At 61.3% G+C, this 15,654-nt stretch carries 12 protein-coding genes; 9 read left to right on the plus strand and 3 right to left on the minus strand.

What is annotated here, in order from left to right:
* Positions 1–2 precede the first annotated feature (2 nt).
* The 5 genes from U9970_RS05165 to U9970_RS05185 all read left to right on the plus strand — a co-directional run bounded on the left by U9970_RS05165 (position 3) and on the right by U9970_RS05185 (position 5,698).
* A complete protein-coding gene (locus tag U9970_RS05165; RefSeq protein ID WP_322765606.1) occupies positions 3–941 on the plus strand; it encodes a SpoIID/LytB domain-containing protein in 939 nt (312 codons plus the stop codon).
* Complete coding sequence (locus U9970_RS05170; protein ID WP_322765607.1) at positions 931–1,770, plus strand: ATP adenylyltransferase family protein; 840 nt, start codon at positions 931–933, stop codon at positions 1,768–1,770. The genes U9970_RS05165 and U9970_RS05170 overlap by 11 nt, the downstream gene beginning before the upstream one ends.
* A gap of 95 nt (positions 1,771–1,865) precedes the next feature.
* Positions 1,866–2,666: a sigma-70 family RNA polymerase sigma factor gene (locus tag U9970_RS05175; RefSeq protein WP_322765608.1), complete on the plus strand. Its 801-nt coding sequence runs from the start codon at positions 1,866–1,868 to the stop codon at positions 2,664–2,666.
* Positions 2,667–3,116: 450 nt separating this feature from the next.
* Positions 3,117–4,637, plus strand: coding sequence for a DUF3370 family protein (locus U9970_RS05180; RefSeq protein ID WP_322766032.1), 1,521 nt, complete (start codon positions 3,117–3,119; stop codon positions 4,635–4,637).
* 2 nt (positions 4,638–4,639) lie between these two features.
* On the plus strand, positions 4,640–5,698 hold the full coding sequence (locus U9970_RS05185) for a DnaJ domain-containing protein (protein WP_322765609.1): 1,059 nt from the start codon (positions 4,640–4,642) through the stop codon (positions 5,696–5,698).
* 885 nt (positions 5,699–6,583) lie between these two features.
* Here U9970_RS05185 and U9970_RS05190 read toward each other — a convergent pair.
* Entirely contained in the window at positions 6,584–7,078 is a 495-nt protein-coding gene (locus U9970_RS05190; protein ID WP_322765610.1) for an allophycocyanin subunit alpha-B, read from the minus strand.
* Between the two features lie 114 nt (positions 7,079–7,192).
* Here U9970_RS05190 and rlmD point away from each other — a divergent pair, with 114 nt between their 5' ends.
* A complete protein-coding gene (rlmD, locus tag U9970_RS05195) occupies positions 7,193–8,644 on the plus strand; it encodes a 23S rRNA (uracil(1939)-C(5))-methyltransferase RlmD (RefSeq protein ID WP_322765611.1) in 1,452 nt (483 codons plus the stop codon).
* Positions 8,645–8,666: 22 nt separating this feature from the next.
* Here the strand turns inward: rlmD and pheT are convergent, their stop codons facing one another.
* Positions 8,667–11,117, minus strand: a complete 2,451-nt coding sequence (pheT, locus tag U9970_RS05200; RefSeq protein ID WP_322765612.1) for a phenylalanine--tRNA ligase subunit beta — start codon at positions 11,115–11,117, stop codon at positions 8,667–8,669.
* A gap of 110 nt (positions 11,118–11,227) precedes the next feature.
* Here pheT and rpmG point away from each other — a divergent pair, with 110 nt between their 5' ends.
* The 3 genes from rpmG to U9970_RS05215 all read left to right on the plus strand — a co-directional run bounded on the left by rpmG (position 11,228) and on the right by U9970_RS05215 (position 13,800).
* The gene (gene rpmG / locus U9970_RS05205; RefSeq protein WP_322765613.1) at positions 11,228–11,422 is read left to right on the plus strand and encodes a 50S ribosomal protein L33; all 195 of its coding nucleotides are present in this window, start codon (positions 11,228–11,230) and stop codon (positions 11,420–11,422) included.
* A 112-nt stretch (positions 11,423–11,534) separates the two neighbouring features.
* Positions 11,535–11,756, plus strand: a complete 222-nt coding sequence (gene rpsR, locus U9970_RS05210) for a 30S ribosomal protein S18 (protein WP_006041316.1) — start codon at positions 11,535–11,537, stop codon at positions 11,754–11,756.
* A gap of 43 nt (positions 11,757–11,799) precedes the next feature.
* The gene (locus U9970_RS05215; protein WP_322765614.1) at positions 11,800–13,800 is read left to right on the plus strand and encodes a ribonuclease catalytic domain-containing protein; all 2,001 of its coding nucleotides are present in this window, start codon (positions 11,800–11,802) and stop codon (positions 13,798–13,800) included.
* Here U9970_RS05215 and U9970_RS05220 read toward each other — a convergent pair.
* A complete protein-coding gene (locus U9970_RS05220) occupies positions 13,797–15,617 on the minus strand; it encodes an FAD-dependent oxidoreductase (RefSeq protein ID WP_322765615.1) in 1,821 nt (606 codons plus the stop codon). The genes U9970_RS05215 and U9970_RS05220 overlap by 4 nt on opposite strands.
* Positions 15,618–15,654 lie beyond the last annotated feature (37 nt).

Genomic DNA, 15,654 nt, shown 5'->3' on the forward strand with positions numbered 1-15,654 from the left:
CCATGGCTGTTGTGGCCGTGGCGGTGGGATTTGCGGCCCAGGGCCTGGCTCCCCGACCCTATGGGGCCGCCCAGGGCGAGTTGCTGGATGCCCTTATTGTTACGCCGCCCCCGGCGCAAGACACCACTAGCGCAGCTGAGCAATTGCGCCGTCTCGAGGCGCGCCGGGCCACACCTCAAGCAAATGCCCCTGCCAATGCCAGCCTCGGCCTGGTTGAGCCCGATGCGGGTCCGGGAGTCGATCTAGAAATCCGCGTCGCCCTGCTCGGCGCCGGTTCCAAGCCCGATCTCTCCGCCAGCGGAGCCTGGCAGGTGGTCAGCCGAGATGGCCAGCTGCTCCAACAGGGCGGCGCTGGCAGTTCGGTGAACCTCAGTGAACTCTGGCTCCAGGGCCCAGAGGCCTGGCTACAGACCAGTGGGAGCTCCCTACTGGTTAACGGCCGCCCCTATGGAGGTCGCCTGCGTCTGATACCGGAGAGTGGCGCGCTCAGGGTGGTCAATCACGTTGGTCTCGAGACCTACATCGGTGCCGTGGTTGGAGCTGAGATGCCTAGCAGCTGGTCGCTAGAGGCTCTGCGGGCCCAGGCCGTAGCCGCCCGCTCCTATGCCCTCGCCCACATGGCTCGCCCAGCCAACCGTCACTGGCATCTTGGTGACACAACCCGCTGGCAGGCCTACAAGGGCCTCTCCAGCAGCAACGAACGCACCCGCCAGGCTGCCGCTAGCACCGCCGGCATGATCCTCAGCTATCAGGGCGCCATCGTGGAAAGTCTTTATGCCGCAAACCGCCAGATATCCCTGGAAGCCCATGGCCATCTCGGCGCAAGCATGAGCCAGCACGGCGCCCAGGATCTGGCTAAGCAGGGCTATCGCTACAACCAGATTCTTGGTCACTACTACCAGGGAGCATCCCTGGCCCGCCTCAAGGCTGGTGCGAGCTGAACGCATCTGGCAGCTGGCGCTGCAGTTATCCAGCCAGGCGGAGGCCAGCGGCTCCCTGGTTCCGCTAGCTACCGAGGTCCTGGCCGCTCCGCAGCAGCAGCCATTTGTGTTGCGGCGTTTGCTGAGCACCACCCCCAAACACCTACGCCGGGGTGGCCCCAAGCCCAATCCCTTTTTGCCCTGGGAGCAAGCCCTGGAAGTGGAAAGGCTCAGCAGCGGCCATGTGGTGCTGCTCAACAAATATCCAGTGCAGGCGGGCCATCTGCTGCTGATCACGGACTCCTGGCAGCCGCAATCCGGCTGGCTTTCTGCGGATGACTGGCGCGGGGTCTCTTTCCTGGCCAGGGACACAGGTGGGCTGTGGTTCTTCAACAGTTGTGCCGCCTCCGGCGCCAGCCAGCCCCACCGGCATCTGCAGCTGCTGCCCCGCCGAGCTGGAGAAGCCAGCACGCCCCTGGCTGCGGCAATCCAAGCTCAGCTGGATAGGGACGAGCGGCCCTGGCCCTGGGCCTATCGGCTGAGTCGCCGCAAAGATGCCCTCGGGGGTAGGGATCTAGCTGCCCTGTACCTGGAGCATGCCGAGCAGCTGGGCTTGGGCCATCCGTGCCAGGACCCCCAGCCCAGGCATCCGTACAACCTGCTCTTCGACGACAACTGGCTGCTCACCGTGCGGCGCACCCAGGAACATTGCGCTGGCTTCAGCCTCAATGCCCTTGCCTTTGCTGGCTATTTACTGGCCACGGAAAGTTCCGATCTCGAGCTACTGGAGCGAGAGGGCCCTTGGGCCCTACTGCAGGCGGTTGCCGCTGCCCCCGACGTGAGCCTGTGAACGACATTCAGTAATTTTTCGGTTGCGCCCTAGGGCCTCGCCACGGCTGTTTGGAAAGGAAGGGAACGAACACCCTGCCAACCCAACTTCAGTCCATGACCCAATCGATCAAAACCAAATCCCTCTGCCGCCGCGCCCTCCAACAACGCAACCAGCGGGTCAACCAGTACCGCGCTCTGGTGACCCCAATCGCTTTGCACTACTGCCGCCGCTGTCCCGAGCCCCTCGACGATCTGGTTCAGGTGGGACTGATGGGCCTGCTAAGAGCCGCCGAGCTCTATAAACCGCAAACAGCAACTCCTTTCGAGGCCTTTGCTAGACCCCACATCCGTGGCGCCATCCTGCATTACCTGCGCGATTCGGCATCGGCCGTGCGGTTGCCTCGCCGGCAGATGGAGCTACACGACAAGCTGCGTCAATTGAAGGCCAGCTGGAGCAGTGACCACGGGCAGGAGCCCAGCTGCGATGATCTGCGCCTGGCTCTGCAGCTCAACCTCGACCAATGGCAAGAATTGCTGCGTGGTCAAGCTTTGGCCAGGCCTCTGGACCTGCAGACCGGCTACGAGGAAACCAGGCTGCAAGGTGATGAAGGAGTCAGGCTTTGGGAGTCTGAAATCACTGGCGCCGATGACTGGGACCATCAAGGGGCTGAAGTGCGTCAGCAACTTGCTTGCCTTGAGCCCGGACTACGTCGCGTAATCCAGAAGGTCGTGCTCTCGGGCTGGAGCTACCGGCGCACGGCAGCCCTGCTGCAGGTGAGTCCGATGACGGTGCAGCGAAGACTTAAGCAGGGCCTGGCACAGCTGCGCTCCGCCCTCCTTAAAGCAGACGCGTTCCCAACTCTCAGCTGCCAGCCGAGGTCCCATCCCGCTCCATCTGTCGCTCCAGCGTGCTGATCGAAGCATTCACAGCTGCCAGCTGGCGTTCCACCCCGTCCCGCCAGAATTGCAGCATGCGCAGCTTGCGCTCTTGATGACGCCTCCAGCTACTAGCGCCGCCGTCATCAACGCTGCCACAGCAGCCCAAGTGGGGAAGCATGAGAAAGTGGGAGAGGTCATTAAGGTTCTAGCGAGCCTGACGGGCTTGCCGAGTGTCGTGTTTCTCCTCCAGCGATGGCCCTGAAACACCCTTCGCTCAGTTCCATTCCAAGCCCCTGTACGAGCTCTCAATCTGGGTTTGCAACCGACTGCCGGTCCTACCCTTGTGCAGTCGGGGCCATTGCACTCAATCCCAACACCCTGATTTCCAGATTTCCGTTGCGGCCGATCAAACTGCTGATAGCAACTGCCTTGGGTGTTCCCCTCGGTCTGTTGCAGACGCTGCCAGCGGCCGCTTACGTAGCCCTTATGGCGGGACAACAGGCCCGTCCCCTAAACGGCACCTTCAACAAGGTGCCGGTTCTGCATTCGAACCAGCCTGAGGAGGTGGAAGGCCCCGGAATCCTGATCAACACAGCACCTGGACACGCCTACGCCGAAGAGACTGGCCAACCATTGCGTAATGCCGAATTCACCTTCAACGGTGACTTTGGTGTGCACATGCACCACAAGTATTTCCCACCGAACCGCCGCCAGCTATCTCCCTCTGCCAGGCGTCCAGAAATCACCTTAGGGCTGATTCTGATCAATCCCGGCCTGCGGGCAGTGCACATCCGCTTTGAAAACGGTGCAGTGCGGAACAGCTTTGAGGCGCCTTACCTTATCAATCACAAAATGGGAGTTAGACCTCTTGGTCCTCGCCCTTGGAATACCGGCCCTGGAGATGCAACCGCTGTGCAGGTGCTGCGTGGTCGCTTAGATCCAAAACTCAATCAGGAAATCACAATTCCTGCTCGCAGCAGGATTGTCCTATTTCAGACTCAGCTGCCTGCGCTTGGCATTGCCAATGCACTGCTTAAAGGCCGCAGTGACGGCCCTTTTCAGATGGCTGTTGTTGCTGCCAAGGACCCCAATAGTGACTGGGATTTAATCTCTGTTTTGGATCGGGGCCGGCTTGCTCCGGGCCGGGTCTATCTGAACCGTATTGCTGATATCAAAGGCCGGCGCATTTTTTCCCGCGTAGGGGGAGTTGCCATTGGAGATGCCTATCAGGCCAGCCTCAGCCACAACCTTGCCCAGCAAGGCCCATTACACGTTCCGCTAACGAGCACTAATCGCCACAATTTTGGTACCCGCGAAGTGCAGGTAAACCCACTTGTCAGCCGCATGGTGGATTCATCCCTAGACAATGTGGGCACCTACGGAGTTCGATTTGATGTTGATCTGAATCTCAAGGGGGCTGGCCCCTATGAGCTAGTTCTCAGTCATCCCACCGCCTCAGGAAGTGGTAAACCTTTCACTGCCTTCAGGGGGTCACTGCAGGTACGCACCGAGGAAGGGCTTCAAGAAATGCACGTTGGCATGCGCTCTGGCCAAAGCTTGCCCCTCACTACCTTGAATCTTCAGGGAGGTGTATCCAACCCAGTTCGGATCAGCTTGGTATATCCAGCTGATGCCACCCCTGGGCACCTGCTCAGCATTGTGCCTGCCAGTCAGGTCGCCATGGTCAAAGAGCGAGAGCGCTTATTCGAGCTGGCTCGCAACACAGCCAGCCCCGCGGCGCTGACGCCCCCCCAGTCCCTGCCTGCGATTCCGGATCAAGATGGTGAGGGTCAGGATAGATCAGTAGAGATGACCCCTTTGGTGCTGCAGCCCCGCTTCCCCAGCCTGCCCCCCCTTAGATCAAATCCACCGCCCCCACCGCCAGTCTCTCAGCCGCGTTATTCCCCCAGCCAGACTTCAACACCTGGGAACCAAACCTTGGTTGATCGCTACCAGCAGGCCCTAGAAGCGCAGCAGGAAATGATGCGCGGCCTTATGGGCCGTTAGGCATGGCTAAGCCGGCGGACCCCAATCGTCGTCGCTTCAGTCTGGAGCTGCCTGTCGATTTGCTCGATAAAATTGATGCGCTGCGGGCGGAGTGGGGCATTCGCAGTCGTGGAGATATTTTGGAGCGTCTGCTACAAGAGATCTTCCCAAATAGTGAGGAAGCTGATACCTCTGTTCTTGCATACGGCAGCGATCATCAGCCTGATGAATTTCTGAGCGTACAAACCAGCCTGCAATCAACCTTCAACGAGCAGGGGGCGTTGGTGTTGATGACTCGGGGCTCCGGTGGAGACTTGTGCCTGGATCGCGAATCAGCGGATCCTGAATTTGCCTTCAACTTCGATGTTGATGCGTCGATGGCAGCGGAAGTGCGCCCTCGTCAGAGCGGCATTGACTTACCTGGCTTTGTGAGGCGCCAATCTGATCAGCTCAAGCGCAGTCTCCAGCCCCTACGCCAACCCATGGATGTGGCGCAGGAACCTCTGCCCCACATAGGCGGTGATGTTCTTGAACGCTCCCTGGCTAAAGCCCGCGACCACTGGCTTGAGCTCTATGGCAAGGTTGCTAATGAGGCGGTACTAGAAGCCGCAATGGTGTGGTTGGCCCAGGACATTTGGGCCCAGAGTGATCAGAGTGAGGGTCGCCCTTTTACTTGGTCGCTTGCTTGCGAGGTGGTGGCCAATACGGCTCCCAGCTGGGGCAGGGAACCCGCAACATTCGAAAGAGTCATGGTGATGGCAGGTTTGCTGGAGGATCCCTTCAGCACTTCAACCCTGGAACTTCGCTTGCCAACGCTGATCAGGCGCTTTGTACATCGTTTCCGCAAGCGACGTAAAGGCAGTTCGTTCCAGACTCTTGAACACACCATGACTCTGCACGGAGCCTTAAAGCTGCTGCAATTGCCAACAGCGCCGGGGCAGCGTCTCACCCTGCGACAGATACGGGAGGCTTACCGCGAGTTGGCGATGAGCCATCACCCCGACTCCGGCGGCACGGAAGAAACCATGCGGCGCCTAAATGAGGCTTACCAGTTGCTGAAAGAGCTGTACCGCAACGAATAGCTTCGTATAACAATTCTTGATTGGGACTCGTATCGAGTCTTGGAATAATTCTTGGACGAGACTGATGGGCTGTTCTTTTGTTGGGGCCGACGTGTGCCTGCCTGCCCCCCTTGTTTGAGCAAGCCCCAACAGTTTGATTAGGCAAAGACGAGGCAGTGAGCGATTCATCTCGTCTCATCTGAGATTAAATATTGGTCTTGCTAAGAGCCTTATTCGAGATGTATGCGAATAATCGTTCTTGGCTCAATTGGTCTTGTCTTGCGCTAAGACTATTTAAGAGTCTTAGCTTAGAACCCTGAGACATTTTTAAGCAGGCGTCTTCCCTTGGCTGCTGATGCTTTGTTGGTTTGATTTCCAATTTTTCCGCGTTTCTGCCTGCATGCTCCTATCCGCTCCCCCTATGGGGCCTTTGTTGGTGTGGCAAGAAATTGGCCATATCAGCTTGTCCAGTCACCCGAAGTGAGCTTGTCCAGATGGCGCGGCTGTCTTCAAAGTCCCTGCGGTAACAGTGTTAGAAGACCTGCGTCACTGTTTCATACACAGGTACGCAATCTCTTTAGGCCCAGCATGAGCCTTGCTGAAGCTCAGGAGCTTGCTGGCTGGGAAGGGGCCGCGCGGCTGGTCGACGCGATGATCGGCAATCTCATAATGGACCTAGGAATAGACTCTTGCCGCGTCTTAGATGAGATTTTGCAGAAGGGTGCTGGGTAGGCTGCGATCACCCGCCGCCCGTAACCAAAACTTGAACAGCGCCCTGTCGCCCCATCTGTGTGCGACAGCGGTTGATTCTTTTGCGTCCAGACTGGGACGCATTATTAATCCAATAAAAAGACCCAGAAGAGACAAATGCTCCTCTGGGTCTTGGTGCTGGTTGGAGGATCTGAATCAGGTGCTGGTTTGCATGCCCTGGATCAGGAAGTCGAAGTAAGGGCCCGCAAGGGAAGCCTGGTCTGTGCTCAGCAGGGCTAGCGAGGCCTCCTTCATGGTGCGCATTGCGTCCACCATGCCTGGCATGGGTACGCCGAGGCTGTTGTACATCTCACGGGCACCGACCAGGCCAATCTGTTGAATCATCTCGGTGCTCCCGGCGAGAACGCCGTAGGTCACCAGGCGCAGATACCAGCTGTAGTCGCGCAGGCACTGGGCCCGCTGCTTCTGGCCGTAGGCATTGCCACCAGGGGCCACGTAGTCGGGGTTGCGCTGGAAGAGCTGCTTGGCCGACTCATCAACAATCTTTCTCTCGTTGTCGGTAAGAAGCCGCACAACCGCCAGCCTTTCGGCTCCCCGGCTGAGGTACTCCACCATGGAGCGCAACTCGCCGCCACTGGGATACCGCAGCTGATCATCAGCCTGAAGGATCAGATCCCGAACGACGCTCATCGCAGCGACCACACGCGCCCATCACTGTATCGACTCCGCAGCAAGATCAACGTGCACCGCCGCAAGGTGTAACGCCCCTTTGCACGGCGTAGGGTGAAGGATTGGTAGGCGGGCGTGGGCACTAAAAGCTTTGGCAACGGCGCGGGTGGTGGCATGAGCGGTGGCGCCGAGCTGTCCACCGGCATGACCGTGACGGTGGACATCACCGGCCTATCCCATGACGGGCAGGGCGTGGCCCGTCTGGCAGATCGGGTCCTGTTTGTAGCTGGTGCCCTGCCTGGGGAGCAGGCGAAGGTACGCCTCACCCATAAGGCCCGTCGCCACTGGCTGGCTGAGCTGCAACAGGTGCTTGAGCCGGCACCGGAGCGGCGACGACCTCCTTGCATCCTTGCTGAGGATTGTGGTGGGTGCAGCTTGCAGCACCTCGATGACTCGGCGCAGCAGCACTGGAAGCACCAAAAAGTCGTTGATGCCCTGCGCCGTATTGCCCACCTTGATACGGATGTTGCGCCCTTAATGGCAGCACCAGAAGGGCTCGGCTATCGCAACAGGGCGATTATCCCGCTGGAGCGCTGCGAGGACGGGCGGTTACGGGCTGGCTTTTATCGCCCTGGCACCCACAAGATTGTCAATATGAATCGCTGCCCGGTGCTTGATCCGCGCCTGGACGCCTTGATCGCACCGCTTAAATCTGATCTTGAGACCAGCGACTGGCCCGTTGATCGGGACTGCCGCGAGGGGGGCGGCCTGCGCCATCTGGCCCTGCGAATCGGCAGCTATACCGGCGAGTTGCTGATCACCCTGGTAAGCAGCACCCCAGACCTGGAGGGCATCGAGATCTTGGCTGCCCAATGGATGCACCGCTGGCCAGAACTTGTGGGGGTCTGCCTGAACCTGCAACCCCTAGCTACCAACACCCTGATGGGGCCCGAGACACGCGTGGTGGTCGGCCGTAGCTGGGTGCAGGAGCGTTTCTGTGACCTGGAGCTGCGCATTGCGGCAGACACTTTTTTCCAGGTCCATACCAGGCAGGCTGAACGAATTGTGCCCCTGGTTCTTGCTGCGCTGGCGGGCTCTGCGCCTGGCGTGATGGTTGATGCCTACTGCGGCATTGGCACCTACAGCTTGCCGGTGGCGGCGGCGGGCTGGCACGTTCACGGCATTGAACTAAGCCCCGAGGCCGTGCACCAGGCCAAGGCCAATGCCCGCGAAAACGGCCTAAGTGAATCAGCCACCTTTGAGACCGGAGTGGTGGCCGAGTGCCTGGCTGAGCACCTGGTTCATTGCGATGCGGTCTTTCTCGATCCCCCCCGCAAGGGACTGGAGCCCGCCACCCTGCAGGCGATCATCGAACGCCCCCCCGCCCACCTCCTCTACCTCAGTTGCGACCCCGCCACCTTGGCCCGGGACCTGGCCCTGCTGGTTGGCGGCGGCAGTTATCGCTTGGAGAGCGTTCAGCCGATCGACTTTTTCCCCCAAACAAGCCACGTAGAGACATTGACCGTTATGAGCCGTATCGGAGCTGGCATCCCAACCCCGCAGCCCGAGGCAGCGGAGCCGGAGTAGGGGTGGACCTGCAGCCTGGATATCAGCTGCGCAACAGGGCGCCCAGCTGCTTTTCCAGGGCTGTCCGGATCGAGGAGTGGGCTGCTTCCACCTCTTCATCGGTGAGGGTGCGGCTGGCATCGCGGTAGCGCAGCCGGAAGGCTTGACTGCACTGGCCTGCAGCAAGTTGTCCGCCTTCGTAGCGGTCTACCAATTCCGCGTGCTCCAGCAGCGGCTTGCCTGCCTTGCGAATCACCTGAAGCAGCTCAGCAGAATTCGTGCTGGCTGGCACCACTACGGCCAGATCTCGCTCCGAAGCGGGAACGGTGGCATAGGGGGCAAAGGCTGGCTGCCAGCGGTTGCGGCGGGTGGCGGCGATGAGCAAGGCATCGAGTTCGAGCTCGAAGATGATGCTTGTTTGCGGCAGGTCGAGCTTTTCGGCCAGCTCCGGGTGCAGCTGGCCAAACCAGCCTTGGGGCCGACCCTCTATAAAAAGCTGGGCAGCTCGGCCCGGGTGCAGCAAAGGGTGCTGGCCAAGGGGGCGATCTTCGATTGGAATCGCCAGCGATACCAGGGCCTGCTGCAGCAGGCCGCGGGCCTGGTGATAGCTGGGGGGCTGGGGTTTGCCACTGCTGCTCCAGCGCTCACCTCGCCGTTCGCCACAGATAACCCCAGCCAGCAGCTGGCGATCAGACCTGGCGGCATCGCTGCTAAACACCTGGCCGATCTCAAAAGCCCAGAAACCTGGCTGCCCACTTTGCAAGTTGCGGCGTGCAGCGGCGAGCAACTCGCCATGCAGGTTGTCGCGCAGGTAGCCGTAATCAGCTAGCAGGGGATTAGCCAGGGGTATGCGCCCAGCTGCTGCCGGCACCAGGGAAAAGCTGCAGGCCTCTTGTAGCCCGGCAGCGCACAGTTGGCGGCGCAGGCGGCGCTCCACCTGCTGGGCTGGAGTTAGGCCCCCAGGCTCCAGTGGGTCGGGTAGGTGGCAGGCGAAGTGGTCGTAACCAACCAGACGGGCCACCTCCTCGATTAGGTCAACTTCCCGCTGCAGATCCATCAACCGCGAGGGGGGCACGGTGACGCGCCAACCTTCGCCATCTAGCTCTTCTGTTAGTTGGCAACCAAGGGCGCTCAAGGTCTGGACGATCCTGTCGTCACTTAGGTCTGAATAGCCTTCGCCGTCTTGGACAGGTCCGAGCAAATTGTGCAGGGCGTCGCGCCTCAGTTGCAATGGTTCGATTGGCTGCTCGTCTCGTTGACGCAGCCAGCGGCCCGAAACCTTGGCAGCGCAATGTTGCTTAAGAAGGGCCACGGCCCGATCTGCTGCAGCGAGGGTGGCCTCCCTGGGCAACCCCTTCTCAAAACGGCTGCTTGCTTCAGTGCGTAAGCCAACGCTTCTGGCGGAGCGGCGCACCGCCTGGGGAGCAAATACAGCAGCCTCAAGCCAGATGGAAGTGGTGGCTTCATTAACGGCTTCATCCGCACCACCCATCACGCCAGCCAGGGCGATGGGGCGGTTGCTGTAAGTAACCACCAGGGCTTCGGGGCTGAGTTTGTGTTCCGTAGCGTCCAGGCTGGTGAATTCCTCACCAGCGAGGGCCTGGCGAAGCCCCAGGCTGGCCAGCTGGGGCTCGCTGTCGCCATTGATTACGGCTAGGCGCCTGCTGTCGAAGGCGTGCAGGGGTTGCCCCGTCTCCAGCATCACCAAGTTGGTGATGTCAACAATGTTGTTGATCGGGCGTATGCCGGCCTTCTGCAGGCGTTGTTGCAGCCAGAGGGGCGATGGGGCGACCTTCAGCCCGTCGAGGGCTGTGATGCTGAATAGCCCCCCAGCCTCAACTGCGGCCCGGTCGCTGGCGGATAGAGGCAGCGGCTGGCTTGGCGAGGCAATTTCAGGGGCCTTTATCTGGGTCTGGCCGCCTACCAAGGCCGCCACCTCCCTGGCGATGCCTTGCATGGAGAGGCCATCAGGTCGGTTGGCGGTGATCGCCAACTCCAAAACCTGGTCATCCAGCCCCAGGCTTGGTCCCACCGCTGCGCCCAGGGGGGGCACCTGCTCCAGCAGCTCATCAAGGATGGCGATTCCTTCCCCATCTGCCGCCTGGCCAAGCTCGGCAAGGGAGCAGATCATGCCGCTGCTGGCCACACCGCGCAGTTCGGCTGGCTTGATCGTCAGGTTGACCGCCGGCAGGGTGGCGCCCACCAGGGCAACGGGCACATGGATTCCAGCCCGTACATTCGCTGCCCCGCAGACGATCTGCAGGGTTTCGGCTGCGCCGATATCTACTAAACAGACGCTGAGCTTGTCTGCGTTGGGGTGGGCCTGGCGTTCACGCACGAAGCCCACCACTACGCCGCCGGCCTGGGCGGCCAGGTCTTCTATGGCGTCTACCTCAAAACCAGCCAAAGACAGACGCTCGGCTAGGGGCCCCGGAGTGAGGGCTTGTTCGGGGCCGGTCACCAGCTCCTGCAGCCATTGGAGCGAGACCCGCATAGCCCGTGGTGTGTTGATCGCCGATCTTAGGGATCAACCGGGGGTGGGACTACCGCCAGGTAAGGTGTCAACTTGTCCTTTCGCATCGCTCCAGCGGCGCAACGTCCTTCATGGCTAAAAACAAGGGCGTCCGGATCGTGATCACTCTCGAGTGCACCGAATGCCGGTCCAACCCCGCAAAGCGTTCTCCAGGTGTGTCCCGGTACACCACTGAGAAGAACCGCCGTAACACCACCGAACGGCTCGAGCTGAAGAAGTTCTGTACCCACTGCAATTCCGCGACGGTTCACAAGGAAATCAAGTGATTCAGGCTTGGGCCTCAGATTGGCGCCCAAGCATCAGTTTCAACTTGATTTGCCCCAGCCCCGTCAGGTACTGGTCAGATCCAGCTTCATTCACCACTCGCCTTCGTAATCCATGTCCAGCTCTTTTTTCAAAAAGCGCCTTTCGCCAATCAAGCCTGGCGATCCGATCGACTACAAGGATGTCGATCTGCTCAAGAAGTTCATAACTGAACGCGGCAAGATCCTGCCCCGCAGGCTCACTGGCCTGACAGCCAAGCAGCAGCGTGACCTGACTAACGCTGTTAAGCGTGCCCGCATTGTGGCCTTGCTGCCTTTTGTGAATCCCGAAGGCTGAGGCCTCTCCCCTGGCTGCTGCAACCTTCCAAGTTGGCGATCTGGTGGGACTGGGCGATGAGCGCGGTCCCCAGCTTGCTGTTGTTTTGGCTGTGGCCTCAAACAAGGCCTCGTTAGCTATCGGTACCAGCGCTAGGCAGCAGATCCAGCCGCTGCGGCAACTTTTGCTGCTCAGCGCATTTTCCGGCGAGTGCGACCCACCCCAGCGCCTTAGCCAAGCTCCGTGGTCGATCAGCGACGACGCCTTGCTGGCAGTGCTGCCTGCTCGAAGCGATTTCGCGGCAGCGTGGATCCTGATGCAGGCTGAAGCTCAGGGATTGCAGCTGAGCGACTGGGTTGATCTGGTCTCTTCGCGACGGGATGGCCTAGCAATTGCTGCCTGCTGGCGCTGGTGTCTCGGTCCCCAAACCCTGTTTCGTCTGCGTCAAGACCTCGTTGAGGCCAGGCCCCTGGCGGATCTGCGCCGGCTGCGGCGCGAACGCCGGCTGCGGGTGCTGCAGGAGCAAGCTGAAATGCGCTGGCAGCAGCAGCTGCGCGATCGTCAGCCGCTTGATCTGCAACTGCTCAGCGTTGAGCAGCGCCAGCAGCTTGAGCTATTGATTGATTGGGCTGGAGGTGAGTGCACAACTCCTCTACCCCTCCCCCTGCGCCAGGCTTTGCAGGCCGCCAAAGTGACGGCCGATACGGGTTCAATTCGCCACCTGCTGGTCGATCTGGGCCAGTGGCAAGCCCACAATTTGCCGTCCCTACGAGCCACGGTCTGGGAGCAAGGTTTTTCTGCTGATCTACTGGCTGATGCCGAACGTCTGCTAGCTAGCGCTGAGACTGAACAACCAGGCGATGGCGAGCGTCTCGACCTCAGCGGTCAGCGCAGTGTCACCATTGATGACGCGGATACCTGCGACATAGACGACGGCTTGGCGTTGGAAACAACCCCCGCTGGCCAGGTGAAGATTTGGATCCACGTGGCGGATCCAGGTCGCTTGATTGCGCTGGATTCGCCCCTCGATTTAGAGGCACGTCGGCGGGGCAGCAGTCTTTATCTGGCATCCGGAATTCTGCCGATGTTCCCCGAGGCGCTTGCCACCGGACCGATGAGCCTGCGGGCCGGCCATCGCAGTGCTGCTTGGAGCATCTGGGTTGAACTCGATGGCGATGGTGCTGTTGCGGCTTCTGGTTTGCAGCGCAGCTGGGTTAAGCCCACCTACCGGCTCAGCTATGGCGATGCCGACGACCTGATCGATCTAGCCCCGCCTCAGGAGCGCGATCTTGCCGACCTGCACGGCCTGCTGCTGCGCCGCCGCCAGTGGCGTGTGCGCCAGGGTGCCCTGCTGCTGGATCAGCCGGAGGGTCGGATTCGCGCCCAGGGAGACGCTGCCCAGCTTGAGATCACCGAACCCAGCCCCGCCCGCTTGATGGTGGCCGAAGCGATGATTCTGGCGGGCGCGGTTGTAGCAGGCCTCGGCCAAGACCAAGCTCTTGCCCTGCCCTATCGCAGCCAACTGACCGCTACTTTGCCGTCGGAGGCCGAGCTGGCAGCCCTGCCGGCTGGCCCAGTACGCCATTGCGCCATTAAGCGCTGCCTAAGCCGCGGTCATACCGGCACGGAGCCCAGCCCCCATTTCAGCCTGGGCTTGCCGGCCTATGTCCAAGTCACCTCGCCGATTCGCCGCTACGCCGATCTAGTGGCACAAAGGCAATTGCTGGCACTTCAACAGGCTCGCCAGCCCATGGTTGCCGCCGATCTAGCCGCCCTGCTCTCCGACCTAGACGGTCCGCTCAGGCAGGGGATCCAGATCAGCCGTGAAGACCAGCGTCACTGGCAGCAGGTGTGGTTTGCGGCCCATGGGAGTCAGCATTGGCAGGCCTGTTTCCTGCGCTGGCTGCGGCCCCAGGACCGGCTCGGGCTGGTGCACGTTGATGCCCTGGCCATGGATCTGGCGGCCGAGTGTCCAGGCGGCTCGGCCCCAGGCGATCTGCTGCAACTGCGAGTTCAGGCCGTAGACCCCCTGCGCGACCAGCTGCGACTGCAGGCCACGGGCTAATCCGCGGTCAGTCGCGAGGCCCGCAACCACGGCCCCCATGGATTGGCACAGCCAATCAATTTGGCCTGGGTCGGCTTATCAAGGTTCTGCAGCCAGCGGTTCAGGCCTGGCTCCAGGCTGATTAGGGGCCACTCCCTTTTGGCGTTATCACTACTGAGATCGGTTTCGCTCACAAAGGTGTAGCCGCCCTGGCCGTCCGGCAGCACCCTTCCTTCCCACAGAGACTCCCTGGGTTCGGGATGGCCCTGGCTCGGACTTAGGGGTCTTTGAAATGGGCGTCCAATTTGGCCATTGGCCTGGAGGAGTTCGGGATTGGCAAGCAGCTGCAGCTGGCGGGCTAACCAATCGCTGGCATGCCAGGGGGTGTCCCAGAGCGGTACTACTGCCGCTGGAGCACGGTGATCGTGGAGCAGGCATTGCTGAACTGCCAGGGGGGTTAGCTCAGCTGGGGGGATGCCCCGCTGTACCGCCAGGGCCGCTGCCGCACCGGCCGCCTGGCCGATGTTCAGAATCAGGGGCTGCAAACGGGTGGCCCCATTGGCCATGTGGCTGCTGCTGAAGGCCTTGTCAGCTGCCAGCAGGTTGTCGATCTCAGCGCTCAGCAGGGCGCCATAGGGAATGCAGAAGGGAGTGCCGCTCCAGCGCCCGCCCCAGCGAATGCTTTTCGGTGCCAGTGGCCAGTCAGGCCCGGGGTAGTGGTGGTCGTTGGCGTAGTTGCCCACCGCTATCGACTCCAGTTCGCCGCAAGCATTGAGCGGTAGTGGCCCCTGGGATTCAGCGCTGCCTAGGGGGAGCAGGTGCTGTTCCAGCACCAGCGAGCGGCCCAGCAGCCTTCGCCCCTCCCGCCAGTAGGGCATGGCAGCCAGCCAGGGGGCAGGACTGCCGGCTTCAGCAGGAAAGGCATGGCCCAATTGAAGCCAGCCCCCACTTGCCTGCTCAAGGGCTCTTGCAAACTGCAGGCTGTAGGACTGCATCTCGGCAGCTAGCGCAGCTTGCTCCGCTGGATCAGCGCTGAAGGCGCGTTCCAGCCCCTGGTGCCAGTCATTGCCGTGCAGGGGCCAGTTGAGCATCACCAGGCCGCCCGGCAGGCGCCCGTAGTTGATCGTGCGCTCTAACCCGAAGGCCTCGCTGGCTCGTTCAAACGGCGCAGCTAAGGGCAGGGGGGCTGTAGCTGGCGGCAACACCTCGCTCTGGAGCTGGCCCATCACCACCCAGGTGGGCGATTGCACGGGTTGTTGCTTGAAAAAAGCTTCCGTTTGCAGCCGTTGCTGGCTGGGGGCACTGGGTTCGCCCCATAACTCCTGGGCTTCCCAGCCGAGTCGAAATGGAGCCTCCGCTAGGGGCAGTAGGTCGCCGCGGTCGCTGCCATCGACCATAACTTTGCAGGCCAGCCATTGGCTTTCACCCCTGCGTTCCAGCTGTACCGCTGTGATTCGGGAGCCTTGGCGCTCTACCGCCAGCAGCTTGCATCCCGGCACCCATTTCAACTTGGGGAGTTCCTGCACCCAGCCCTGCAGGATCGCCTCGGCTGTAGCGGGCCGGTAACCAAAGCAACTCACCCAGTTTTGATCCAGTCCCTCGGGCTCGGCCTGCTCAAGGGCGCGCAGAAAGGCTCCCCAGAGACCGGTCTGCCAAGGGGTGAGCTCACTGCCATCGGGGCAACAAACGCCGGCGGCGCTCACCATGCCTCCAAGCCAGTTGCCAGGGGTGAGCAACAGGGTGCTGGCACCGCCGCGGGCCGCCTGGATTGCTGCGGCCACGCCGCCGGTGCCGCCCCCCCACACCAAGACATCCACTGCTTCTGAAGGCAGGGTCATGGCAGGCGGACACGGCTGACACAAGCCTCGCAGGGGA

This window comes from Cyanobium usitatum str. Tous (assembly GCF_963920485.1).
In the GTDB taxonomy this organism is placed as follows: Bacteria; Cyanobacteriota; Cyanobacteriia; order PCC-6307; family Cyanobiaceae; genus Cyanobium_A; species Cyanobium_A usitatum_A.

What these genes read in the sequence shown, in the direction of transcription:
- U9970_RS05165 (WP_322765606.1), top strand. Translation starts at nt 3, where the DNA reads ATGGCTGTTGTGGCCGTGGCGGTGGGATTTGCGGCCCAGGGCCTGGCT.
- U9970_RS05175 (WP_322765608.1), top strand. Translation starts at nt 1,866, where the DNA reads ATGACCCAATCGATCAAAACCAAATCCCTCTGCCGCCGCGCCCTCCAA.
- U9970_RS05180 (WP_322766032.1), top strand. Translation starts at nt 3,117, where the DNA reads ATGGCGGGACAACAGGCCCGTCCCCTAAACGGCACCTTCAACAAGGTG.
- U9970_RS05185 (WP_322765609.1), top strand. Translation starts at nt 4,640, where the DNA reads ATGGCTAAGCCGGCGGACCCCAATCGTCGTCGCTTCAGTCTGGAGCTG.
- U9970_RS05190 (WP_322765610.1), bottom strand. Translation starts at nt 7,078, where the DNA reads ATGAGCGTCGTTCGGGATCTGATCCTTCAGGCTGATGATCAGCTGCGG.
- pheT (WP_322765612.1), bottom strand. Translation starts at nt 11,117, where the DNA reads ATGCGGGTCTCGCTCCAATGGCTGCAGGAGCTGGTGACCGGCCCCGAA.
- rpmG (WP_322765613.1), top strand. Translation starts at nt 11,228, where the DNA reads ATGGCTAAAAACAAGGGCGTCCGGATCGTGATCACTCTCGAGTGCACC.
- rpsR (WP_006041316.1), top strand. Translation starts at nt 11,535, where the DNA reads ATGTCCAGCTCTTTTTTCAAAAAGCGCCTTTCGCCAATCAAGCCTGGC.
- U9970_RS05220 (WP_322765615.1), bottom strand. Translation starts at nt 15,617, where the DNA reads ATGACCCTGCCTTCAGAAGCAGTGGATGTCTTGGTGTGGGGGGGCGGC.